The 24,254-nt window shown below is 46.0% G+C and carries 26 protein-coding genes; 11 read left to right on the top strand and 15 right to left on the bottom strand.

The annotated features are described in order from the left end of the window. Positions 1–66: 66 nt before the first annotated feature. Entirely contained in the window at positions 67–1,734 is a 1,668-nt protein-coding gene (locus OGM67_13785) for an ATP-binding protein (GenBank protein UYJ34610.1), read from the top strand. 173 nt (positions 1,735–1,907) lie between these two features. On the opposite strand, the gene OGM67_13780 is transcribed toward OGM67_13785, so the two are convergent. Further along, complete coding sequence (locus OGM67_13780; protein ID UYJ34609.1) at positions 1,908–2,252, bottom strand: helix-turn-helix domain-containing protein; 345 nt, start codon at positions 2,250–2,252, stop codon at positions 1,908–1,910. Between the two features lie 526 nt (positions 2,253–2,778). Here OGM67_13780 and OGM67_13775 point away from each other — a divergent pair. From OGM67_13775 to OGM67_13745, 7 genes are all read left to right on the top strand, one after another. Continuing rightward, a complete protein-coding gene (locus OGM67_13775; protein ID UYJ34608.1) occupies positions 2,779–3,768 on the top strand; it encodes an AAA family ATPase in 990 nt (329 codons plus the stop codon). Beyond that, positions 3,752–4,243, top strand: coding sequence for a hypothetical protein (locus OGM67_13770; GenBank protein ID UYJ34607.1), 492 nt, complete (start codon positions 3,752–3,754; stop codon positions 4,241–4,243). The genes OGM67_13775 and OGM67_13770 overlap by 17 nt, the downstream gene beginning before the upstream one ends. Beyond that, positions 4,240–6,063 carry a recombinase family protein gene (locus OGM67_13765; GenBank protein UYJ34606.1) on the top strand — a complete coding sequence of 608 codons (1,824 nt, stop codon included), beginning with the start codon at positions 4,240–4,242 and terminating at the stop codon, positions 6,061–6,063. Before OGM67_13770 ends, OGM67_13765 begins: the two co-directional genes overlap by 4 nt. 14 nt (positions 6,064–6,077) lie before the next feature. After that, positions 6,078–6,896: a hypothetical protein gene (locus OGM67_13760; GenBank protein ID UYJ34605.1), complete on the top strand. Its 819-nt coding sequence runs from the start codon at positions 6,078–6,080 to the stop codon at positions 6,894–6,896. 14 nt (positions 6,897–6,910) lie between these two features. After that, a complete protein-coding gene (locus OGM67_13755; protein ID UYJ34604.1) occupies positions 6,911–7,282 on the top strand; it encodes a hypothetical protein in 372 nt (123 codons plus the stop codon). A 60-nt stretch (positions 7,283–7,342) separates the two neighbouring features. Next, positions 7,343–7,657, top strand: a complete 315-nt coding sequence (locus OGM67_13750; GenBank protein UYJ34603.1) for a helix-turn-helix domain-containing protein — start codon at positions 7,343–7,345, stop codon at positions 7,655–7,657. Positions 7,658–8,179: 522 nt separating this feature from the next. Continuing rightward, positions 8,180–8,389, top strand: a complete 210-nt coding sequence (locus OGM67_13745; GenBank protein ID UYJ34602.1) for a hypothetical protein — start codon at positions 8,180–8,182, stop codon at positions 8,387–8,389. A 508-nt stretch (positions 8,390–8,897) separates the two neighbouring features. On the opposite strand, the gene OGM67_13740 is transcribed toward OGM67_13745, so the two are convergent. The 7 genes from OGM67_13740 to OGM67_13710 all read right to left on the bottom strand — a co-directional run bounded on the left by OGM67_13740 (position 8,898) and on the right by OGM67_13710 (position 15,672). Continuing rightward, complete coding sequence (locus OGM67_13740; GenBank protein ID UYJ34601.1) at positions 8,898–10,481, bottom strand: ATP-binding protein; 1,584 nt, start codon at positions 10,479–10,481, stop codon at positions 8,898–8,900. A gap of 726 nt (positions 10,482–11,207) precedes the next feature. Continuing rightward, complete coding sequence (locus tag OGM67_13735) at positions 11,208–12,593, bottom strand: recombinase family protein (protein ID UYJ34600.1); 1,386 nt, start codon at positions 12,591–12,593, stop codon at positions 11,208–11,210. 336 nt (positions 12,594–12,929) lie between these two features. Next, positions 12,930–13,457 (bottom strand): hypothetical protein, encoded by a 528-nt coding sequence (locus OGM67_13730; protein UYJ34599.1) that lies wholly within the window; start codon positions 13,455–13,457, stop codon positions 12,930–12,932. A 54-nt stretch (positions 13,458–13,511) separates the two neighbouring features. Further along, entirely contained in the window at positions 13,512–13,889 is a 378-nt protein-coding gene (locus OGM67_13725; protein UYJ34598.1) for a hypothetical protein, read from the bottom strand. A 31-nt stretch (positions 13,890–13,920) separates the two neighbouring features. Continuing rightward, positions 13,921–14,358: an ASCH domain-containing protein gene (locus OGM67_13720; protein UYJ34597.1), complete on the bottom strand. Its 438-nt coding sequence runs from the start codon at positions 14,356–14,358 to the stop codon at positions 13,921–13,923. Positions 14,359–14,366: 8 nt separating this feature from the next. Then, on the bottom strand, positions 14,367–14,969 hold the full coding sequence (locus OGM67_13715) for an SOS response-associated peptidase (protein UYJ34596.1): 603 nt from the start codon (positions 14,967–14,969) through the stop codon (positions 14,367–14,369). 16 nt (positions 14,970–14,985) lie between these two features. Then, positions 14,986–15,672 carry a LexA family transcriptional regulator gene (locus OGM67_13710; protein ID UYJ34595.1) on the bottom strand — a complete coding sequence of 229 codons (687 nt, stop codon included), beginning with the start codon at positions 15,670–15,672 and terminating at the stop codon, positions 14,986–14,988. A gap of 146 nt (positions 15,673–15,818) precedes the next feature. On the opposite strand from OGM67_13710, the gene dinB reads away from it, so the two are divergent. Further along, the gene (gene dinB / locus OGM67_13705; protein ID UYJ34594.1) at positions 15,819–17,072 is read left to right on the top strand and encodes a DNA polymerase IV; all 1,254 of its coding nucleotides are present in this window, start codon (positions 15,819–15,821) and stop codon (positions 17,070–17,072) included. 12 nt (positions 17,073–17,084) lie between these two features. Beyond that, on the top strand, positions 17,085–17,345 hold the full coding sequence (locus tag OGM67_13700) for a hypothetical protein (protein UYJ34593.1): 261 nt from the start codon (positions 17,085–17,087) through the stop codon (positions 17,343–17,345). Positions 17,346–17,373: 28 nt separating this feature from the next. Here the strand turns inward: OGM67_13700 and OGM67_13695 are convergent, their stop codons facing one another. From OGM67_13695 to OGM67_13665, 7 genes are all read right to left on the bottom strand, one after another. Continuing rightward, the gene (locus tag OGM67_13695; protein UYJ34592.1) at positions 17,374–18,114 is read right to left on the bottom strand and encodes an MgtC/SapB family protein; all 741 of its coding nucleotides are present in this window, start codon (positions 18,112–18,114) and stop codon (positions 17,374–17,376) included. After that, a complete protein-coding gene (locus tag OGM67_13690) occupies positions 18,102–19,571 on the bottom strand; it encodes a cation:proton antiporter (protein UYJ34591.1) in 1,470 nt (489 codons plus the stop codon). Before OGM67_13690 ends, OGM67_13695 begins: the two co-directional genes overlap by 13 nt. 68 nt (positions 19,572–19,639) lie before the next feature. Then, positions 19,640–20,284, bottom strand: coding sequence for a Type 1 glutamine amidotransferase-like domain-containing protein (locus tag OGM67_13685; GenBank protein UYJ34590.1), 645 nt, complete (start codon positions 20,282–20,284; stop codon positions 19,640–19,642). A gap of 196 nt (positions 20,285–20,480) precedes the next feature. After that, on the bottom strand, positions 20,481–21,713 hold the full coding sequence (locus tag OGM67_13680) for a glycerate kinase (protein ID UYJ34589.1): 1,233 nt from the start codon (positions 21,711–21,713) through the stop codon (positions 20,481–20,483). Positions 21,714–21,825: 112 nt separating this feature from the next. After that, positions 21,826–22,065 carry a hypothetical protein gene (locus OGM67_13675; protein ID UYJ34588.1) on the bottom strand — a complete coding sequence of 80 codons (240 nt, stop codon included), beginning with the start codon at positions 22,063–22,065 and terminating at the stop codon, positions 21,826–21,828. 1 nt (position 22,066) lies between these two features. Then, positions 22,067–22,948, bottom strand: a complete 882-nt coding sequence (locus tag OGM67_13670; GenBank protein ID UYJ34587.1) for a sugar ABC transporter permease — start codon at positions 22,946–22,948, stop codon at positions 22,067–22,069. 147 nt (positions 22,949–23,095) lie between these two features. Further along, positions 23,096–23,806: a GntR family transcriptional regulator gene (locus OGM67_13665; GenBank protein ID UYJ34586.1), complete on the bottom strand. Its 711-nt coding sequence runs from the start codon at positions 23,804–23,806 to the stop codon at positions 23,096–23,098. A gap of 329 nt (positions 23,807–24,135) precedes the next feature. Here OGM67_13665 and OGM67_13660 point away from each other — a divergent pair, with 329 nt between their 5' ends. Next, the gene (locus OGM67_13660) at positions 24,136–24,246 is read left to right on the top strand and encodes a DUF3846 domain-containing protein (GenBank protein UYJ34585.1); all 111 of its coding nucleotides are present in this window, start codon (positions 24,136–24,138) and stop codon (positions 24,244–24,246) included. Positions 24,247–24,254: the final 8 nt, after the last annotated feature.

Genomic DNA, 24,254 nt, shown 5'->3' with positions numbered 1-24,254 from the left:
TGAGATTCATGGTATCATAGAAGCAATAAAAAGTCTGTGTGTGGCTACGCGAAAGGAGCAGCAGAGATGAAAAAATTGAACATCCCAGTTGGTATTTCGGACTTTGAGAAGATTCGGAACGGTGGGTTTTATTATATTGACAAATCTGGCCTGATTGCGGAAATTTTGGACGAAAAAGCAGAAGTGACACTTATCACTCGACCACGGCGTTTCGGTAAGACGCTTGGCATGAGTATGTTAGAAAGCTTCTTTGACATCCGTAAAGACAGCAAAGAACTGTTTGATGGGCTGGAAATTGCAGAGCATCAGGTATTATGTGATGAGTGGATGAACCAGTATCCGACAGTCTTTGTTTCATTCCGACAGGTAGACGGTCTGGATTTTACTGGGGCATACGATATGCTCACAATGGTGATAGCGGATTTGTACAACAAACATCTTTATTTGCTTGATAGTAAAAGTGTTACAGAATTCCAAAAAACAGCGTTTGAGCATCTTGCACATGGCAATGGTTCTATAAAAGAAGTTAAGAACAGCCTTATGCTTTTGACAACGATGATGCAGAGCTATTATGCAAAGCCTGTAATTCTTCTTATAGACGAGTATGATGTCCCTGTAGCAAAAGCGAATAACAACGGTTATTATAATGAAATGCTCGATGTTATGAAAGGCTTGATGCAGGCTCTAAAAGACAATCAAGCACTTCAGTTTGCAGTTGTTACGGGCTGCTTAAAGATTGCGAAAGAAAGCATTTTTACGGGAACAAATAATTTTGTATCGGATACTATCACAAATTCTCGTCTGAACGAGTATTTCGGATTTGTACAGAGTGAGGTTGACCTGTTGCTAAAGGATGCTGACTTGACAACGCAGGCTGAGAGCATCAAGAAATGGTATGATGGATACCATTTCGGAGCCTTTGATGTTTACTGCCCGTGGGATGTAATGAATTATTTGCTGGAACTGCAGCGCAATCCGAAAGCTAAGCCTATCAGCTACTGGAAAAACACCAGCGATAATGCCATCATCCGTTCCTTTATTGACTATGCAGGCAGTACCATCACAAATAAACTTGAAACGCTGATGGCTGGTGGCTGCATCGTTCAGCGTGTGGATGAAAACCTGACCTATGATTATCTACATTCCTCAGAAGACAATCTTTGGAGTACGCTGTACCTGACAGGGTACTTAACCAAGGCGCGTGAAGAAGATTATAAGGGTGAGTTGCCGGATGGCATGGTTGCCCTTATGATTCCGAACGCAGAAATCAAAGAGATTTTTGAAACAACAGTCATCAAATGGTTCGATGACAGTACGAAGAAGTGGAATCGAAATGCTTTGTTCGATGCAGTCTGGAACGGTGATAGCGAGGGCATTACCAAGGAAATGAATGCTCTGCTCCGGCGCACCATTAGCTACCATGACTACCGGGAAGACTTCTATCATGCTTTCCTTGCGGGCATCTTCACAGGTGCCGGATATATGGTGGATTCCAATAAGGAGCATGGAGAAGGCCGAAGTGATGTGGTCGTTTACGATTCCATCAATGCCCGCGTTGCAATCTTTGAAGCAAAGTACACGAAGGGTTTGGAAAATCTGGAAAGTGAATGCGATATAGCCTTGCAGCAAATTGATGATCGGATGTATGCAAAGGAGTATGAGGATGATTACGATCAGATTCTTTGCTACGGTATTTCGTTCTTTAAAAAGCGCTGCATGGTAAAGAAAAAGTGATTCACAACAAATCTTAACTTGAATTCTGTATTATAACTTAAAATGAGTTAAAATACAGAAAAAGAATTATAAGAGAGGCTCGCATAAACCACAGACAGCACCCAAGATGATTCGAGGGTGCGTCTGCGACTTATGCGGGCCTTTTTATTTTGTGATTTTAATACGGATGGATGTTAAATTCCAAGGCTGACAAGAGTGGCCTTTAACTCACTCGCCGTGTGGATAATGATTTCCTGTTCAGTTTCGTTGCAGTCCAATAACAGACGATGCAATTCGGTGTTGGAAGTTGAAACGGAATAGTGAAGACTGTCTATCAACAAATCATCAACGGAAATGCAGAGGGCGTCGGCAATATCGACCAGAGTGGCAACGCTGGGGTGTTCTGTGCCTTTTTCAATTTTGGCCAGAAATTCACGACTGCGATTGATTTTAGAGGCTAAGCCTTCCTGGGTGATATTGCCACACTGCATTCTGAAATAACCAATACGTTTTCCCAAAGCAACATAATTGACGGACATAAGTAAATCTTCCTTTCGAATGCCCGCATAAGAGTACTTTTATTATCTGGCCTATGAAAAAACGAATCAAGAAGAACGAAAAGAGCAGCCAACATAGAAGTCAGAATTTTCGTTTTTCCCCTCTAGCAGAGATGGCTTCTGAGGCCAAAATGTGACCCAGTAGGTCACATTTTAAGGAACAAGTGACCTGCTGGGTCACAGAAAAATTATCTGACAGGTGTATAATAAAACCATAAAATTGAACAGCACGATAATGTGAGTGAGAACGAAGTGAAAAAGTTACTGACGCTGTACAGCGGGGTTCAGTTAACGGATATACTTTCATTTGTATAGAGAAAATGATGAAAATGTGGCTCAGAATTTGGCGGGGCCACCCCTAGCGGTCGTGTGTTCTGAGGCAATTTTGTGAAGTGTTACATCACAATTTGCTGCACATGTGAAGTGCCACTTCACAGAAAAAAATCATCTGATAAGAGTATAATAGAAGCATGAAATCAAGCTGCGAAAATAAAGTGGGGAAAACGAAATGGAACGGCTGCTGACACTGTATAGCGAAGTTCAGTCAACGGATGTACGGTGGCTGTGGTATCCCTTTATTGCAATCGGGAAAATCACACTTCTGCAGGGTGATCCCGGCGATGGAAAATCTACCATGATGATGAATCTGATTGCGGAACTTTCAACAGGAGGTAAGACCCCGGACGGATGCAAAGTTGGTACGCCGCAAAAAGTGATTTATCAGTGCTCAGAGGATGGTGTTTCAGACACGATTAAGCCCCGCTTGGAACGCTGCGGAGCAGACTGCAGGAAGATTGCTTTCATCAACGAAGAAGTTTATAACGGCCTTACATTGGACGATGAGCGCATCCGTCAGGCAATCATTGAATTTCGGCCTCGATTGGTCGTGATCGATCCGATTCAGGCTTATCTTGGCAGCGATTCGGATTTGCAAATTGCAGGCAGAGCGCGGAAACTCATGCGCCGCCTTGGAATGTGGGCTGCTGGTTACGACTGCGCTATTGTTTTGATTGGACACCTCAACAAAAAAGAAGGTTCCAAAGGGCTGTACCGCAGCCTTGGCAGTATTGATGTTGTGGCAGCAGCACGAAGCGTCCTGCAGGTGGAGCGAGATACCGAGAATCCTGATATAAGAATCGTACATCAAATCAAAAACAGTCTTGCGCCTACGGCAGAAGACATCCGCTTTTCCATTTCTGCCGACAAGGGCTTTCGATGGCTGGAATGCAGGCCACAGCTTTTTGAAAAACAACAGCCGGACGCCGAACCTAAATTTGATACAGAGCAACAGAAAGCTGCCTACTGGATCAAGCATTTTCTTGAAAAAGGTGATATGAGCGCGAATGAAATTTATTGCCGTCTGGACAATGAGGGGGTCAGCAAACGAGTTGCACGGATGGTAAAAACAGAAATGGGAATCCACTGCTATCAGAAAAAGCGGAAATGGTATTGGAGCGTTCAGCTGGAAGAAGGTGCTATGAATGGATCGCAAGTATAAGGTTGGCGGCTATGTGAAACTTGCAAAACTGTGGGAACGCTCTAAGGATGCAGCAGTGGCCTATCACAGTTCCTACTATGCTGAAAAGTTCAGGGATGATGCGGATAAAAGGCTGGTTGGTGTCTATATTGACATCACAGGGAATAAGGAAATTTATAAACGCCCGGAAATGGTGCATCTGCTCAAAGATTGCAAAAATGGTTCCATAAATCTGATTTTCTCGCAGACAAGGGCCTATATTGCAGCAAATACCTGTGATTTCTGTTTTCTGTTGAAATATCTGTTTGACTTGCCGATGCGAGTGGACATTGTTACAGACGATGATGACCAGAGAATCGACACCATTCTTGACTTTGATAACCAGCGGCAGAGCCTGAAAGATTTGGCTGAAAAATATACATCGATCCGAAGGAAAGATTATCTTGAGTGGAGAATTCGACTGGAAGATGAAATGACAAAGGCTGAAGAAAAATGAACGTAGAACATATCCCAGCAGAAGATGTGGACATGCTGCCGTGTGGAGCAGACTGGCAGAGTAGGCATTTGGAGTCCGAAAAGAGAAAAGCTGAAATTCGGGACAGAATCCATAAGCAGGCAGAACAGGGCCAGAAAACGGCAAAAGACTACTTTCGTCCGGCGAAACCGACACCGTCGATTTACGACAGCGACCTGAAGCGTGTAGCCGTTTATGCCCGTGTCAGCACATCTAGTGAAGAACAGATTTCTTCCATCGAGAATCAGACCCTTTATTACACCAAAAAGATTGCAGAAACGGAAAACTGGAACCTGCAGGATATTTACAGCGATGAGGGGAAATCCGGCACATCGCTGCGGAAACGGGATGCTTTTAAGCGAATGATGCGAGATGCCAAAGACCAGAAGATGGATTTGATTATCTGTGCCAGTATTTCACGCTTCGCCCGAAATTTTTCGGATTGTATGACGCAGATTGCAGCCCTGAAAACCATGCACCCGGCGCATCCCATCGGTGTGTACTTTGAAACGGAAAACATCTACACGCTGAATCCAAGCAGCCAATATAGTTTGGACATTCAAGCACTTCTGGCAGATTGGGAATCGGGCAACAAGAGCCGCCGGATGATCCTTTCGTATGATCAGCGCATTATGACAGGTCAGTACCCGGTGGCTGACCTGATGGGGTATCGGCATACTAAGGATGGTCAGTTGGTGATCGAGCCGGAAGAAGCAAAGACGGTGCGGTTTATCTTTCTGGCGTTTATCCAGGGCTATAACTACGATCAGATTGCGGCAGTGCTGACACAGAAAAAGCGCAGCACCCTGCGCGGTAGGCAGGAGTGGAACGGCATGATGGTGGCAAACATCATGAAAAATGAACGCCGCTGGGGTGATCTGGAAGCTAGGAAGAGCATTGTGGTAGATTACAAACTGGGCAAGGTCACGAAGAATAACGGCAATCGCTGCTCTGCCTATGTCCCGGAACATCACGAAGCGATTGTTTCCCCAGAAATCGCACGAGCTGCACATCTTGTGGCATCCAGCAGCAAAAAGTGCGGGGTGCAGGATATTGTGGTAATCCGGCAGGGAGCATTGAAAGGCTTTGTGGGCATCCATCCGAACTGGAGCGGCATCAATGCTGAAAGTATCCGCAGCCTTTGCCTGAGCACCTATCTGCCGGAAGAGGTGATGAAACTGAACGATATAGCAGAGATGAGGGCTGGGGCAACACTGGGAAAGGCACGTCAATCTGAATATCTGACGGTTTCAGGTACTTGCTTTATCAACCAGAGTAGCCCGGTTATGACGATTTCTAAAAATGGAATCCGTTTCAGCAAGGCCTGCCATAGCCGGTTGGACGACTGCGAGTATGTGGAACTGCTCTATCATCCGATTCTGCAGGTCGTGATTTTGCGAAAGGGCAATCACGGCTTTTCAACGGCGATGCACTGGGGAGATGACAATGACGTTCATAGTGTTTTTTCAGCCAGAGCATTTTCTGGGCTTGTCTTTCAAATGTTGAACTGGAAAATGAATTACCGCTACCAGTGCCGTGGTATCTGCCGGGGTCAGGGAAATGCAAAATTTCTGATTTTTGAATTAGATGAGTCCCGGATTTTGACTGAGAAAAATCAGTATGAACAAGAAAATTGTTCGATGAATCTGAAATGCCGGTTATATCGGAGTAAATGGGTTCAGAGCATTACGGCCCGTGATGTGATGGAATCTGGCCAAGTCGTAGAAAATCCCATGATTGGTGCAATTCCAAGCAGAAATGAAGTTCAACGTGAACTGGATGATCTTTTGATGTCGATGTAGGAGGAACTTATAGAATGGAAGAAAAAAGCAGGACGCAGGAACTGAGCGTTCGGGAAATCTCCTTGATTCGTGAACTTGCACAGATACGGAAAGAACATAAAAGAGAACTGGAGTACGAAAAGTTCGATGGCTATGAACTTCCGCCGCGTACACAATTTTCCATGCTGAATAAGCCAGCAGTGAGCATAAAGTATGGCGTTATGAAATTTAATATGGCCTGCATCCGGCTTTTTGAAGGAATCAAGTATGTTCTTCCGATTCTGCACCCAAACAAGAAGCGGCTTGCGCTGATTATGTGCCCAGAAGAGGACAGCGCATCTGTTGAATGGGCAAGACAGAAGGACGAAAACTGGGTGAATAAGGATATTACCTCTTTGGAATTTGTGGAAAATATCTTCAGGCTCATGAACTGGAATCGGGAATGCCGTTATAAAGTGCTTGGACGGGTGGCTAATTCTGATCAGGGTCTTTGTATGTTGTTTGATTTGGAAGAAGCAATCATGTTCACCCCGAAGCCACAGGAATATACGGATCCGCTTACTGGTGAAATGAAGAAAAAGCAGATGAAATTCTTCCCGGATGCCTATAAGAACCGTATCGGAAAATCTTATAATGACTATATTGCAGACCATCAGATGAATCTGTTCGAGGATTTTATTGGGTATCAGAGTTCTACTGTATTGGATGAGCCCGAACGGGAAGCAGGCACTACTTCAATACCGATTCCGCAACGTGAAGAATCTGAAAATATACCTTTGCCAGATTTACCGGGACAGCTTGAAAACGTACAACAATCGGGCAATGAGATTGCTAAGAGAGGAATGCCGACATGAATTCTGGGCGAGTTATGAACCTGCGAGTGACAATTCCGGCGGAAAGCCGGAGAATGAATGTTGGGAAAGATGTTATCCGTATTCTTGGAAGTCCGGCCTATATCTGCGTTTTGCAGAGGAAAGATCGGAAGTCTATTGCAATCACGCCGTGTGCTGCGGAGCATCCCATGTCCTTTAAGGTCCCGGACAGGCTGCTGACCGATGGGCAGTGTCGGATGATGATTAACGGAATACAGTTCATTCAGGTGTTGCTGGAAGCAAATGATCTGGCGGCAGGAAAAGACCATCAGTTTAAAGGACGGTATGATGCCGAGAAAAATGCAGTTATCATTTCGCTTGAAAAAGATGAACAAAGTGCCCTCTCGCCTCAAAAGTGTACAACTTGACATCACGTCCACTTGGTCGTATAATACGTCCAAATGGACGTGATGAAGGGAGCTAATACTATGAGTACCGGAATTTTAGATGGCTTTCAAACGATAATTCCAACGGCAGCGGCTGTCTTATCGGAAAAACGACAAATATTAAGGCTGACGCAACAAGAGGTTGCTGATCGCGCAAAAATAACATTACGTCAATATCAAAGGTTGGAATCTGGGGAAAGAAGTATTTTGACCTGTTCTTTTGGCTTGGCGTGTCGAGTAATTGAAGCTCTTGATATGGATGTTTCTAAATTCTATCATGGTGACTATTACCTTGAAGAAGAGCTGAAGACAACGAGAGGCAAAGGATTTAGCAGTAGGAAAAAGCTATCGATTTAATGGACGGCATGATGCGGGAAAATCCGATATAGACAAATCTATGTTGAATTTTTTACATCTGTCAGCTTGATATTCGTAAATCTTTTCGGCTATGAGGGTGTTTCATTCCGTAGGAATGGGAGCGGTACAGGTTGAGAGTTTCTACCCATGCGAACAGATTTGCTTTGGTGGAGCTGGAGTTAAGCACTTTTCCGTGCCTCGTATCTGATGCGTTTCTGAAATTGGAAAATATTGAACCCGATAAAATAAAAGTTTCCGAAACGGGAAAATAATTTGATGTTCTGCGTATGATATTCAGGATAACTATGAAAAGATTGTCCTGACACTGGATCGTTTTTTACTCGGAAATTACGATGGTATAAAAGTTGTGAATGTCATCGCCTGGCTTTTGGGATGAGGAATCTGCATCTGGGTTTGTACACACCAAACCAAGGAGTTCCAAAACACTCTGGTTCGTTATTCCATTCGACCAGAGCAGTCACAGAGAAAAGGAAAATTCTTGAAGAAGAATTTGGCGTTGCAATGAACGAAGAACTGGAAAGAGAGGTGCTTGTTATGTGCAACCTTAGTCAGGGGGTAAAGGCCGAAGGCATTAGCATTGGTGAGATGCGGATGCTGGTTAAGCAGGTGAGAAAGGGCCGTGTGACGATTGAAGAAGCAGCGGAAGACGCTGGAATGACAGTAGAAGAGTTCAAGAAAATCTTGGAAAATACGCCACTGCAGGCGGTATAAAATAAGAATTATATAGAGCAAACAGTCAAGCCCTACAAGGTTTAGATCGGTTTGAAACCGACTGAAAGCCTTGTAGGGCTTATTTTTTTGTAAAATTTTTTGTTCCTTACTTGACAACCGCATATGGGCAACCAGAGAAAAGCCTGATTTCATGCGGGTTTACGCGGCTTGACCTTTTCACCTCAACCTGTTTCTGCCTGTCATAGTGCGTTACGGCCAGCGTGATTTCAGGTGCTAATGGCTTCTGGTTGCGCTCTATACTTAACCCACCCACAGCGAAAGCTGATAGAGCAGAAAACAGAATAAGGAGGTACGAAGGCGAGCCTGCGTATAGATTGTTGCTGCAATCTGTATACGGGCTTGTTGTCGTGCAATGAAGAAATCGAGGATATGGATTAGTGTAAAGATAAATGATGAGGAGTATTCAGTATTTTCAAAATGTACAAGTCAATGACTCAATCATGGTATAGAAAAGCCGTGGAAGAAGGTTCCTTCCACGGCATGATCTTTATACTACTTTTTCAATAAGGCACTGATGTTTCTTCGTTTTCTTGTCATAGTTGATAGCTACCAAGAGAAGATTTCCTGTATAGCCACGCAGCGAATCCGGATATTTTTTTTCCTTAATCTGCTGCATCGCAGTCTCCGCCGTTTGGTTCCACTTCAACTCCACAACAAGCGCCGGATAGTCATTTCGGTACTCCGGTTTTGGTACGAAAACGAAGTCTGCGAAGCCCCTGCCCGCGGGCAGCTCTCGAACCGGCTTAAAGTAATATTGCATAGCGCTCAGGTATGCAATCGCCAAGACGCTGCTCAAGGAGTTTTCATTGTTGTACTGGATGGCAGAAACATAGTCATCATGGATTTTCTCAACCTGAGTGGCTACTGCATCGCCATCCATATCCAATGTCGCATCCAGCAACTTCTCAGACTCCTGCTGGAACAGCAACATCTCATTCCAATGCTTGCTTTCCACCGCAAGTGTCAATTCCTGCCGGATTTCCTCATTCGGAACGAACGCTGTTTTTCGGTTCTGGTCATATCCCAAGTAGCCAAGATGGATCATATATGTCAAAACATCATCTTTGCTTTGGATATTAACGGTATCGTTCTTGAAGGTAGCCGTGTTTACTTTAACTTCCCCACCGGAAAGCATTTCAATGATTGCCGTTTTCAGCCCATCATAGTTCATGTTGATAAGGGGAACGATTGCTTCATAGGAAGCCGTTTCCGACCAGTAGCTCTTAAACTCTCCCTTCAGCATAACGCTGACAACAGCTCTGGGATTATAAACTTGGTAATCCCGCAGCAAGTAACCATCGTACCACTTTTTTACCTTGTCAAAGTCTTTGTGGTACTCCTCGCAAAGATTCTTAACTTCTTCTTCCGTAAAGCCAATGAAAGGTGCCAACGTGCCGGCACTGACCATGGTAAACTCATCGAAGTTATTCAAGGCCGACTGCGTTTTTTCCTTTTTGATTGGCAGAATGCCGGTGAGGTATGCAAGCTGAATGTATTTTGTCGGCTCTGTACCTTTGAATAAGCCTCTCAAGAAATAGATATATTCTTCTTGAACAGCCTTATTGGTTGCTTCATCTCGGATCAGAATATCCCATTCATCAATAATCACAATAAATTTCTGACCGGTCGAGTTTCTGATGCGCGACAAAGCGTCCGCCAATGTCAACACTTCGTTAGGAAGAACTTCAGGGTAGTACTCTTTTAGTTCCTCCAAAACCGATTGCGTAATGTAGGATATAATACTTTTGATGTCTGCACAGCTGGACAAAAACCATTGTACATCTATATGGATCACATCATACTTGTTGAGATGCTTTTTGAAGTCGCTACTCTTGCCGATTGTAAGCCCATCGAACATCTTTTCTGAATCGCAGCCTTTGCTGTAATAGGCTGCCAGCATATTAGCCGTATAGGACTTACCAAATCTCCGGGGGCGGCTATTGCAGATATATGCTTCTGGTGTATCAAGAACGCTGTTGGTATATTCCAGCAGACCCGTTTTATCCATATAAATTTTTGAATTCAGTGCAACTTGAAACGCACTATTATCCGGATTCACGAATCTTCCCATTTCGCCAAAGCCTCCTTCAGAAGTCATTTATTTCTAACCATTCAAATGACATTAGTATAGTCATATAGTACCATTTATCGATACAAATAGCAAGTTGGAAATTTCCCTACCCTATATATAATAGTACAAAAGCGCCGCAGCAGGGATTTCTTTCATAGCATGATCTATCATCGCAGACACCTCATCTGCTATGACGAATTAAATTTTGCCACATGGAATCCTGCTTTCTGCATATAATCTTCAAAAATATATGCAGATAAAACTCGAAAGGCGCAATAAGCCACAAATTGCGATAATTTTCCTTCGATGAACCTGTCAGATGTCATCTGTTTGAACCATTCGGAATTCCCGAATAGTTGCCATCACGGTCTATTCTTCATCCGAATTATAATATTACCATTTACTGATTCAAATAGCAAATCTAGCGTCATTCCATAACGATACAATAATGCCGTGGAAGTATTTCCTCCACGGCACGATCTGTCGTTATAGCTGTGCGTTTCTCTCCCTCTGCAAATTCCAGACAGGCAACCCTTCCCGGCGCTTTGCCTCGCATCGCTTTGCAGCCATGCGATATGTTTTCTCGCATCTTGGCACGCTCGTGGAATCCAGTCATGGCGCTGCTTCCCCAATGCGGTACAGCAGAGGACGCTATTCACTTTTTCGGAGGTTTGGAACCTCCTAATACATAAGAGAACAGCGAATCGGATTTTTTCCACAACTTTTTCAATTTTCTTTTTTTACCAGAAATATATCCACACGCATATCTTTCCACAAACCGGGGTGGATCTTAATCCCACGCACTTTCTGATACTCATAGGCTGTCACAAAGTCAACCGCAAAACTCAAAAGTGGTATCTTTTCATCCAGCACGCTCACCTGATTTTCTTGACAGCTTTCCAGCCATTCCACCAACTTACGCTTTCTTTTGGTTCGGCTCATGTTCAAAAAGAAATCCTGTGGACGACATATTGTCGCGCAATCGGGTCCAGCACTTTCTTTATCCTGCTTGCCGATTTGCTCTTTCTCAATATCATAGGGAACGCCACTTTTATAGGTAACCATCGCTATCGGCTGCCTTTCCGATTGGATAGGCATGATCTGCTGCACATTCATCAACTGCAACATCCAAATGTAGCGGTTATTGCTTTTTACAATCCGGTTGGTATACCTGTCCAGAAAGCCCGGCTCTATTTTACCATCCGGAAAAGAGGCATCATCGCTGAGTGCAGCCTCGATGCTGTGCATATCTAACCTTGCTTTAGGACGCTGTTCCTGTATGGAACTTTGCAGTAAGCCTTCGACATTTATAATCTCATTGTTGATTTCCGTACTTTTGCTTAAGAAATCATCCATAGTTATGCTTCGGCTTGCCCGCTGGCTGACAAGATCGTCCAATTCCTCATTCAGCGCAGAGAGCTTGTGCTCCAGCTGGTTTCCATCATTCGGTGTGCCGGTAGTGTTCAGATTTGCATCCAACGTCCGCAAAAGACTCAGTATATCCTCGGCATTTTCTTTCCAAACAGTACGGAACACTTCCCTTGCCATCAATTCCAGCTTCCATTCAGATGCGTATGGTGCCGGACAAGAAATGCCATTCAGTGCTCTGGCGGCATCTTTCTTTTTGAACATTTTCGACCGTGCACAGATAAGCCGCATATTTTTCCCACCGTTGGCCGTTTTATCGTAGCCTTCGATTTGGAATCGCATCCCACAATCGCAAAACAGAATTTTCGTCCATTTGTTCTGCGGAAAGGACACACCAAATTTATGGGTACGACCATCTTTTCCTTTGACAAATGCAGCTCGCTTACTGCGGATCTGATTGCAGGTTTCCCATAGCTCCTCTGAGACGATTGGCTCAAAGTTTCCCTTTACAAGAACAAAGTCCTCCTCGCTGTGATTGATGCGGTTATGGCTGAGGAAGTCATCAATATGGGATTTATTATAGGTCATATAGCCCTTGTAAGTGGGCTTGCGGAGTACCCGTGATACCTTGCTCGCCGTCCAGCTCAGGCCACCACCGCCATCCTTGCGGTTTTCTTCTATAAGCATTTTGGCAACAGTCGTTTCTCCGTGCCCCTCGGCGTACAGATTAAAGATTCTGCGCACCGTTGCCGCCTGTTCCTCATTGATTACATATACAATATCTTTGAATCATTTTTTTCTCTTTATCGTTGATCATGGATATCACCTCTGTTTCTAGTATAACTTATTTTTGAATGAAAAAAGAGCGATATTTTGCTCTTACTATATTTGTTTCTTAACTAAAAGGAAATTACCAATATTTTGATGTTTAATACCATACTCAAGTTTGATTGTATCATGGTTCATCCTTGACCCGTTAGAAGGCAACGCATTTAATCCGAATAGCTCATTTAAAATAATATTATTCCTTTACAATTCTACAAACTTGAAGTTGTCTGATTAGCAATTATCTTTTGCAATTTATAACTGCATCAAAAAGAATACCAGTACACTCGAGAGTATTGTTACTGTCCCCATTATGATAAACATCATGGAAGTAAAACTTTTTGAAATTGGTCTATCAACATAACACTTTTTAGGATTGTTTGGATTATAATAAACTGTCATCTTACTGTTGATAGGCCACAACTGCTCCGCAAATTGACGCAAATTGGCAATAGCTCCAGTTTTTACATGTAGCCATCCTTTTTCATCTTCATAGACTTCTGATTTCATCGGTACAGGTACTCCTGATAGTTGCGTTGTTATAATTCCTCGAAATTTTTTCTTTGCTTTATAACAAGTTCCATTCACAAAGTACTCAACGATTGGGTACACTCTTCCATTTCCAGGAAACCCATATTGTTTAACAATACCGTCTGTCTTTTTTGTACACAATTTATTCTGTCTTTTTACAATGATATTGAAAGTAACTCCTAGTAGAACTAATATTACACCAAGACCTCCAACTGTCATCAATTCTAACCATGCAATTTGTATTTCAGCCATAGTTTCATCACCTCAAATTCCAGTTTTCTTGATTCTGCAAACATGAATTTGTAATTACATTCCATACATATTGGCATTCTTTACAATCACTCTATCTCCTTTTTCTAATTGTTCCTTAGAAACTCCTCTTAACCCAAGTCCAACATGTTCTGTTTTATATCCACAACCATTTGATTTTCGTTCTTTTGTATGTATATCGATGTTAGTAATTATAGTCTCTAATACACCTCCATTTGTTTTATAAACACACGCATTTTCTCCTTCTCTACACATTCCTGTTGATATGTTTCCTGTGACAACTGTTCCAACCCCCATAATTGTAAATACATCATCAATAATCAATTCAAAGTCTTCTTTTAAACATAATGGAACATCTAATCTGTTCATATACTCTTTTTCTCGCTCTTTTTTGCTTTTACCAAATAATCCCATAGTGTTTCTCCTTTATAACTTCCGATTTATCTCACTGCCCATCTGCCCGGTAAACCACATCAAAATACTCGCAGACGCACTTCATGCTTTCGTCAAAGTTCCTGCCGATTTCCTCACACGCTGCGGCAAACGCCTTGCGGTGGGCCTTCTTCCACGCGGCAAGGGTGCTGTCCCCCTCGGCGGCGGCACAATCTGCCGTCACATCTTCAAACGGGACAACGTCCACCTTTGTGGTGCGGGTAATGCAGCGCGGCTGCATATCGCTGTCCAACACGACCGTGTAATCACCCGTGCGCGGCAGCAGTTGCATCTGGGCTTCAAACAGGTTGAACAACCCCGTGTTGGCGCGCTTTTTGCCGCAAAGAATGTTGTCCAGAATCTCGTCGGTGCCGTTGCTGTCATAAAAACAGACATTGTAGGCAGGAATCCTCAGCCCCGAATCCTTTACAAATTTCTCGATTTGATCCATAGTTTTCCTCAAAGCAAATCATCAAAGCCCAACTGCCCGTCACAGCTTGTGCGCTGCAGTAGCGGCGGGCGGCTGCAAAGCAGTTCCAGCGCCGCACCGGCGTCCACCAACCACGGGCGCACCTGCTCGTGGGAGAGCAGCAACGGCATACGGTCGTGGATGGGCGCTACCGAATCGTTGGGCGCGGTGGTCAGAATGATAAAGCAGTTCACACCACTTATATTATCATAAATGCCCGCCAAGTAAATCGGCTGTCCCGGCATTTGGAAAAAATATTTGTGCTTGGCGGCGTCCCATTCATAAAAGCCGGTGGCAGGGATCACACAGCGCTGGAAGGCAATACTGCGGCGAAACATCGGCTTTTCCGTCACGGTTTCGGCGCGGGCATTGATGATTTGCTGCCTGCCGCGGAAACCGGGCAGCCCCCATTGCTGGAACTCGCCCACAATCTTCTCCCCGCGTGAAACCAGCACCGGTGCCACCTGCGAGGGGCAAATATCTCCTGCCATTGGGAAATTGAGTTCGTTTCCCTCGCTGCGGCGCTGTGCATCGCGCACGATTTGGCGAATCTCTTTATATTCATCGGCAGAAAACTGATACCGTCCACACATACGCGATGCTCCTTCCTTATCCTACTACAATACCGGCGATCCTGAATTCGTCCTCCTCCCGCACAGGGATGGGGTCGTATTTTTTATTCAGGGAAATCAGCGCAATGCCGTTTTCGTCCTTGCGCAGCTTTTTGCAATAGCCTTGGTCGTTCAAGGTGCAAAGCACAATATCGCCGTTGTTGGCATCTTGTGCAGCCTTGACCCAAACGGTCTGCCCATTCACAAAGCGCGGCTCCATACTGTCACCAGCGATGCGGACACCGAACTCCGCCTTGGTGGGTACGGATTCATCCACTTCGGTCATCTCTTGGGCGTCATCATCCAGCCACTGACCGGTACCGGCAGAGGCAGGCTGTAAATAGACCGGCAGCAATCGCAGTGTCGGTTCCGGTTTCTCGGTAAACGCTGCCGTGTGCAGCAGCATGGATCGGTATTCCCCCAAACGCTGCTGCCCCGCCTGATTCAGCTTGGGTTCGGAATCCAGATACAAAACTGCCACATCCTCAAACCCTAAAGCCTTTGCCAGCGCCACACCCACGGTAACACGGGGTTCGCGCTCGCCGGCCTCCCACGACATCAAGGAACGTGTGGACACAGCCTTCTCGGATTCCGGCAGGAACTGCTGCATTTTCTGTACGACCATCTCGCGGGTCATCTTCTGCGCTTCACGCGCGGCACGAATACGCTTATTCCAGTTGCTCACGGTATATCACCTCAACTATATTGTACTGCTTTCTGTATGTAAAGTCAAGTGTACAATTACACGGATTTTCGTTTATAGTCATGTAAAATGCACTTGAAAGAGAAACATTGTGGTGTTACAATAGGCGTATAGGAGGTGGGAACAATATGGGACAGCGGCATATACTGCATTGCGATTGCAACTGCTTTTACGCAAGCGTTGAAATGCAGGAACACCCAGAACTGCGCGGAAAAAGCATCGCCGTGTGCGGCGATCCGGAGGCGCGGCACGGTATCGTTCTCACCGCAAGCTATCCCGCCAAGAGAATGGGCGTGAAAACGGCAATGCCCATTTGGGAGGCAAAGCAGCATTGCCGTGACCTGATCGTGGTTCCTGCCAGCTATGGCAAATACCAGAAATACAGCAGCTATGTGCGCGAGATTTTCCGTGACTACACCGACCAAGTGGAGAGTTTTGGCTTGGACGAGGCGTGGCTGGATATTACGGGCAGTCTGGGTTTGTTTGGGGACCCTGTAAAAATTGCCAAAGAAATCAGCGACCGCATTAAACGGGAGTTGGGAATCACCGTTTCGATTGGCGTTTCTTTTAATAAAATCACCGCAAAACTCGGCAGCGATTATAAAAAGCCTGATGCCATAACGGTCATCGAGCCTGATAATTATAAGCAAATTGTCTACCCGCTGCCGGTGGGTGACCTTTTGTATGTGGGCAATGCCACACAGCGCAAACTCGGCAGTTACGGCATTCGCACCATCGGTCAGCTTGCGGAAACAAACCCTGAAGTCCTCAAGGGCTGGTTTGGTGTGATGGGTTACACACTCTCGGCTTTTGCGCGTGGATTGGACCAAACGCCGGTCGCCAAGCAGGATGCACATTCTGCCATTAAGAGTGTGGGCAACAGCGCCACCACGCCGCGCGATTTGACCACAGATGAAGATGTGTGGCTGATGTTGGTGCTGCTCTCCGAAAGCGTCGCTATGCGTATGCGCGACCTCGGCAGCAAGTGCAATGTGGTGGAGATTTATGTGCGGGACAATGAACTGTCCGGCTTTACGCGCCGCCGAAAGCTGGATAGCCCCACCAATGTAAGTATAGAAATTGCCCGCATCGCCTTTGATTTATTCAAGCGCAATTATTCGTGGCCGAAGCCCCTGCGCGGCATCGGTGTGCGCGGTGCCGACCTGTGCCCCGCAGACTGCGCAGTGCAATTAGGATTTTTTTCCAACGAGGAAAAGCGCGAGAAGCTGGAGCACATCGACAAAGCCGTGGACACCCTGCGCCAGCGATACGGTTACCGCAGTGTACAGCGGGCGGTAGTGTACACGGATCCCGTTTTGGGCGGCATTAACGCCTACGACGACCACAACATCCACCCGGTCGGGTATTTTCATACGGCATAGGAGGCATCGTAAATGATTCAACGAGAAAAGCGCTATGTGGAAGTCGATGTGCGCTTCAGCACCGAGGGACGATTGCGACCCCTGCAGATTATTTTTGATAAAGGGCAGGTCTACAAAATAGACAAGATTAAGGACATCTGCCGCCGTGCCGCCGATGTGGGCGGTGTTGGGGATCGCTATACCTGTATGATTCAAGGCAAAGAGCGCGAGTTATGGTTTGAAGATGGACGATGGTTTGTGGCGGCGAAGGTGATCAACGAAAAAACACATTAAGAAAATCATCCTGCCAGCCATCAACCTGCTATCGCAGTTCTTCCAGATGATAAATGTAATCCAGCGATTTCAGTGCTTCTATAATCTCATGGTGCGTCTTATACTTCTTCAGTTCGCTGCTGCAAATTGTAACGGTAATCGTATATACGCTTAGTCCGGAGCCCACATAGGCGGGGTTCGATTCAATATCATCAATTCGCAGCCCTAAGCGGCGGCTGACTGTAACAAAGTCGCGCAGATACTCGATGTTTTTAAGCTCTAAATGGATTTCAAAGTGGTTGGAACGGTTCTTCAGATACACCTCAATGGTGGGAAACGCCGACAGGATACACAGAAGGAATGCAAACACAATCAGTGTTACCGTGTAAAGCCCTGCACCTATTGTAAAGCCCAAGGCGGCGCAAGACCACAGCGCCGCAGAGGTAGTAAGCCCTTTGATTTGACCGCGTGAGCTAAAAAGAATTGATTTTCCGCTGATGGAAGCCGCTGAAATCATGGTGGCCGCAGACAAAATCGGTATGTCGATTGCCTGAGTCTGCATCAGGTATATGTCAAGTATCATGCAGATGGTAGATGAAAACGAAATCAGCACAAAGGTTCTAAGTCCAGCAGAATGTCGCTTGCTGGATCGTTCACAGCCTATAACGGAGGTCAGGAAAACGGCAAGGGCGATTCTCAGGCAGATGGAAAGCACGTTAATTTCCTGTGACCAACTGCCAAGGTGCTGCGCAATGGGGTCTGACATTTGAAGTGACATCAAAGTGTCCATATGTCTGCTTTCCTCCTTGTGTTTTGATACGATACTTGGGGGTAGCCTGTCAAGGCGTAATGTTCGTAAGCGGCCTCGTCATATGCCTGTTCATCCTCTAAAAAAGGATCGTTGTGCGCAGGCAATTCTTTTTGAATTGCCTGTATCTGGCGAATCAGGCGTTCGACCTCGTTTTCTGGTTCATGCTCGTCGCATTTGACCGTTTCAGTCACGATGTCATCCAACCTGTTGGAATACGACCCCGACAGGTACAGCGACAATTTTGCGCAAGCAGGTCCGATTAGTTCGTACAAGACGCTGGAGGCAAGGATAATTGTTTCCAGCGCGTCGCCCATTGCACCGCCCAAGGTGCGGGCTCCCATCGCGGCCAGTCCAATGGCAACGCCCGCCTGTGGAATTAAAGCCAGCCCAAGGTTGTTGCGAACTTTTTTGTTCTTTCCGGCAAGCAGGCAACCCAAGAAGGCGCCGCTGTATTTGCCGAGTATTCTTGTGACAAAGTAGACCACACCGACAGCCAGCAAAGAGGCCGAACCGATATGATCGGAGGAGCTGAAAATAGCACCCAAATCAAAGTTGAGACCAGACCGCACAAAGAACAGCAAGAGCAGCGGAGGGCTGAAGTAATTCAGCTGCTTAAAAAGCCTTTCGTCGTCGGAGGTATTGATGTAAATCATCGACATGGACATACAGCCCAGTAGCGACGAAACGCCCATCAGCGCACAAATTCCGCAGAATGCAAAGAGCAGCGCAATAGATACGATTAGGCGATTGTCGGTTGATCGCTTGTGAAGAAGAAACTTCAAAATCAAACCAAATACGCCGCCCAGCGCAAACGCGAACAGGTTCATTATTATCGGACGCAGCACATTTTGCGCCTGAAAATTGCCGGTCATGGAGGCCAAGGCGATGGAAATGGCGATGCTGTACGCGACAAGCCCCACCACATCGTCCAGTGCGACCACCTGCAGAAGGGTGTCTACAAAATCGCCCTTTGCGTGCGTCTGGCGAATCGTCATCATGGTAGACGCAGGTGCTGTGGCTGATGCCAGCGCGGCAAGAACGACGGAAAATACCATATCAAGACCAAGCACATAATGAGTAGCGATAAACACCGCAATGGATGCCAAGCACGCCTCAAGGAACGTAATAAGCAGCACCTTAACGCCGCTTTTTTTCAGTGTAGAAAAACGGAAGAACTCGCCCGTGCTGAATGCAATGAACGCCAAGGCGATGTCTGCAATGAAATCCATCCTCTCGATAAGACCTACCGGGATCAGGTTTAAGCAGTACGGACCCATCAAAATGCCGGCAACAATGTAGGCCGTGACATTGGGGAGTCTCAGGCGTTTGGTAATTCTTGTCATGGCAAACCCGCCAAATAACATTAAAGAAATCGATATAATCACTATCGAAACCGAGGATGTAATATTCAATTTTTCAATCAGGGGCGTGGTCACTGTCTCGCATTCCTTTCTTAAAAATCACTCGGTCAGGCATTCGCAGGCCAATTTCATACAATAAGATGTTATCCTTGTTCGTTTCTGAAATCTCGCACTGCTTTTGCGTTATCTGAGTTACAGATTATCTTTGATGTATTATCCTTCACGAGTATTGCTTGATCATTGCTTATGGGACGGACATCCAATTCCGAGAACTTTTCCAGTATTTCCTCCGATGCTTTTCTATAAACCTCATCAAGAAAGTGCGGCAAAATATAGTATTTTACCAGCTCAAGCCCGGCATCGTCTTGCTGTGAATACTCCGGCGGTTTTTTATCCATTGGCTCAATATAAGTAATCGTCGGCGCGCAAACAATAGCCCCTGCCGACTCGCCCACCATAAGTTTGCCGCGCTGCAGTTCTTTTTTCAGCAATTTGTCTGTTCCAGATTTTCGCAGCGCATCCATAAGGAAGAACGAATTGCCTCCTGAAAAGTAAATGCAATCTGCCTGCGCAAAGGTTGCCTTGATTGTATTCCTGTTTTCCTTAGAAATATCAATTTCTGTAACGATTGCTCCCATTTCACTGAGCAACTCCCGACCCGCCAGCACATACCGCGAAGCCCCTTCTTTGGCTGCGGCTGTCGGGATAAATGCAATTCTCTTATTTTGCAAATTTTCTTTAATAAGAGTCCCCACGATGCAAAAACGTGAGCATAAAAACAAATTCATAATCCATATTTCCTTTTTTGGTAATCTGATGTCCTTTTCGGGTCGTTCTGATTGAATATCATTGCCAACGCTTTTAGTAAAACGAGAAGAGCACTGTATGGTAACAGCGCTCTTCTCGTTGCGTTGAGAGAAACTTGTGTTATTGGGGCAGGCAGAAAAGGATTCATATGTCTTATGTAATATGCCGTATAAAGACTTACCGAATCAGCACAACAGCAACATCATTTACATTGGTTCCTGTCGGACCGGTAAAAAGCAATCCTTTCGCCGCCTTCAGCGCCGTGTAGGAATCATTTTGGTTGAGAAAATCCACCGGGTCGATTTGCGCCGCCCGCAAGGTTGTCAGCGTGTCACCGTCCACATAGCCGCCCGCCGCATCTGTCGGTCCATCGGTACCGTCTGACCCAACACTAAAAACCGCCGCATTGCAGCCCGAAATGCCGGGTGACGCCGCCAGCGCCAATTCCTGATTGCGCCCGCCCTTGCCGTTGCCGATGATTTTGACCACCGTTTCGCCTCCGGCTATAAACGCCATGGGTTTGTCGGGGTGCTGATGTGTTTGGGCAATTTCCGCAAGGAACAGCCCCGCCTCCCGCGCCTGACAAGCCAGCTGATCGGTCAAAAGGATCGGCGCATAGCCAAGTGCCTGTGCAGCATCGGCAGCTGCCGCGCAAAGCTCCCGTACGCTTCCTGTAATGCGCGTTGTTACGTTATCTATTTGTTTGGGTGTCTCTTTGCGAAGGCAAGCCAGTGCATCGGCGGACAGATGTAAGCCGTACTTTTTAACGACATTCTCCGCATCCTTGCAGGTAGACGAATCGGCACAAGCTGGTCCGCTTGCAATCATATCCAGCGGGTCACCCAAGACATCGCTCAGGACGACGCACAGCACCTGTGCCGGGGCGCACGCCATAGCAAAACGCCCACCTTTTACGGCAGACAACCGCTTGCGAATGGTGTTGATCTCCACGATATCGGCACCGCATCCCAGCAGCTGCTGTGTGATATCCTGCAATTCATCCAAAGGGATCAAAGGCTTTTCCAGCAGGGCGCTTCCCCCGCCGGACAGAAGAAACACCACCGTATCCTGCGGCGTTAACCCATGAACAAGGTCAAGCGCTGCCTGCGTACCCCGGCAAGAGCCGTCATCCGGGACAGGGTGTCCGCCCTCAAAGCAGCGGATATGGGCAATCGGTCCTTTTATATGCCCATACTTTGTAACAACCACGCCATCCGCAATACGATCCCCCAGGCAGTCAGATGCCGCGTTTGCCATCTGCCATGCCGCTTTTCCTGCTGCCACCAGAACGATTTTTCCGGTTCCAAAGCGATACCCTTGCAGTGCACGCACTACGGCGACATCCGGCAAAACCGCGTGAATTGCCGCAGAAACGATAGATTCCGTATGTTGATGAAGTAATTGATTCATGAGCTGTACTCTCTTCCTTTGCTAATTGCAGGTTTGCAAATATCTCTGTTTTATTAAGCTGCTGGGATATAATGTTGCCGTTATCACCAATCAGAATCGATAGACCCTGCAACTAATGCGTATATTCCACAGCATAGACTTTGCCGTCTATACCCGTAGCAATAACAAGGCTATCGGTTGCTTCCGGAGTCGCCCAAAAGACTCTCTCTGGGTAACCGGCCGCGTCGATACGCCAAAGGATTTCTCCATTATCTGGATAAATCATCGTCAGCGACAAAAGCACCATAAAGCAGTGATAAACCACTGACCCAATGCGCTTACGGGCCTTGACGCCCAGGGATTTCTGTTTCATTTTATTCTCCTCCCTGTTCGTTGCGGAATTTATACTGGATCAACGACACAACCATAATCAGTGCAAAGAATATCCATGCCAGAGCGGATGCATAGCCCATGTTGTAGCTACTGAAGGCTTGTTCGTAGATGTAATACATCATGGTACTGGTCGAACCCAAAGGACCGCCGGCTGTCATAATAAAGATGGATTCGAACATATTGAACGCTTCGATTACCAGAAGAATCATGACAACAAACGTTGTGTTCGACAAAAGCGGCAATGTGATGCGGAAAAACTTCTGGATTCCGCTGGCGCCGTCCAGCTCCGCTGCTTCGTACAGGGTTTCGGGTATCGTCTGAAGACCGGCAAGGAACATAATCATATAGTAGCCGCCCATCTGCCATACACGCATGATGACAAGTGCCGGCTTGCTCCACGCTGTATCACCCAGCCACATGGGTACGTCATTCAGTCCGATCGCCATCAGGAAGTTGTTGATCAAACCCATATCCGGGTTGAAGATCCACAGCCAAACCATACTGACCGCAACCGTTGAGGTGATGCTGGGCAGGAACAGCGCCACGCGGTAAATATTGTTCACCCAACTGGTCTTTTTGTTGATCAGTATAGCCAGTAAGAGGGAAAGCGCCAGAACGATGGGAACCAGCGTGACGACAAAGTAAAGCGTATTGCCAAAGTACTTATAAAAATACTGGTCCTTCGTGAAGGCTCGGATATAATTGTCAAAGCCAACCCATTTTGGCGTGCTGACCAGATCATAGTCTGTCATGGACAGATAGAAGGAATACAAAATTGAGCCAAAGGTGAAAATGCTAAACCCAATTAGGGCCGGTGAAACAAACAGCCATCCCAAACAGGCTTCGCGTCGTTTCAGCGTCATAAACCGTTTTTTCGGTTCCTTTACTGTCGGATTCATCTGTGTCCTGTGCTCCTTTCAAATCCTGTCAACAAATACATGTTGTTATGTTGTTATAACGACTGTATCGATTTTTTATTGCGTCCTGTGGAACGGACGCAATAAATTGGTTTATTTTTCCAACGTGACATTAAAAACATAATTATCTCCGCGATATACGGATTCCGTATATTCAAACGGAACTCCCGCACCGTCATACGCAGTTCGCGTAATTCTCAGCACAGGCGCGCCGGCTTTGATCTGGAGCTGCTTTGCTTCCTTTGCCTTTGCCAAACCGGATTGAATGCTCTGGATTGCCTTTGCAGGCTCACAGCCGTAACGCTGTCTAAAAAGCGTATAAAGCGACTTGCTCATATCATATGTTTCGATCCCTGCGAATCTGGCGAACGGCAGGCAAACCGTTTCAACCGCCATAGGCACTGCATCCGCACAGCGCAAGCGAGAAATGATGTATACCTTTTGGGTGCCATCCAATTCCAATGCGTTGGCGACCGGTTCACTCGGAAATTCCAAACTCTGTGAAATCAGTGAAGTGGAAGGTTCCATACCAATGCTGCGCATTTCATCGCTGAAACCAATCAAGTGGTTCAATTGCATTCCGGCTTTTTTTGCCGCTACAAAGCTTCCCTTCCCTTGTATTTTGTAGATGTAACCACTCTGCGCCAAGCCATCTAACGCTTGTCTTACCGTAATACGGCTTACGCCGAAAGTCTCGCCTATGGTTTCCTCTGTGGGCATTTTGTCGCCCTCTGCCAACTTTCCTGACTCAATGAGTGACCGATAATAGCTAATGATCTGAGAATATCTTGGTGCAGCTTTCATAATTGTTTGTACCCTTCCCTCTTAGCTTATTCAGTTTTCCCTCATCTACTTGTTATGACAACATAATAACATCATCCTCTTCTGTTGTCAATGCATTTTCACACACATAGGTCAAGTTTGTGAAATACTGCCAATATAAGCAGTGCCGTTTTATACAAAAAGGCAGTCTTATTGTCAGCGCATTATCTGTAAATACAACTTTGCAAAAATGAGCATTTTGAAATATCATTCTCATATGAGATTGCGGCACAATTCCCCAAATTCTTTGTTACCCCCGCTGTATCACCCGATACAGCGGTATTTTTATTGTCAAAAAAGGAGTTATTACAATGTCTAACGAAAACAAAACCCGTATTCTGTATGTTCAGCCGGGCAAATATCCGGAGGAACGGTTCGTTGCAAATGAGCTGCGCCCCCTTCAGCAGCTTGTCGCTGGGTAGCGGGTTAT

This window comes from Oscillospiraceae bacterium (assembly GCA_025757985.1).
Classification (GTDB): Bacteria; Bacillota; Clostridia; order Oscillospirales; family Ruminococcaceae; genus Gemmiger.
The sequence above is the reverse complement of the archived record's forward strand: the minus strand, read 5'-3'. Positions and strand labels throughout refer to the sequence as shown.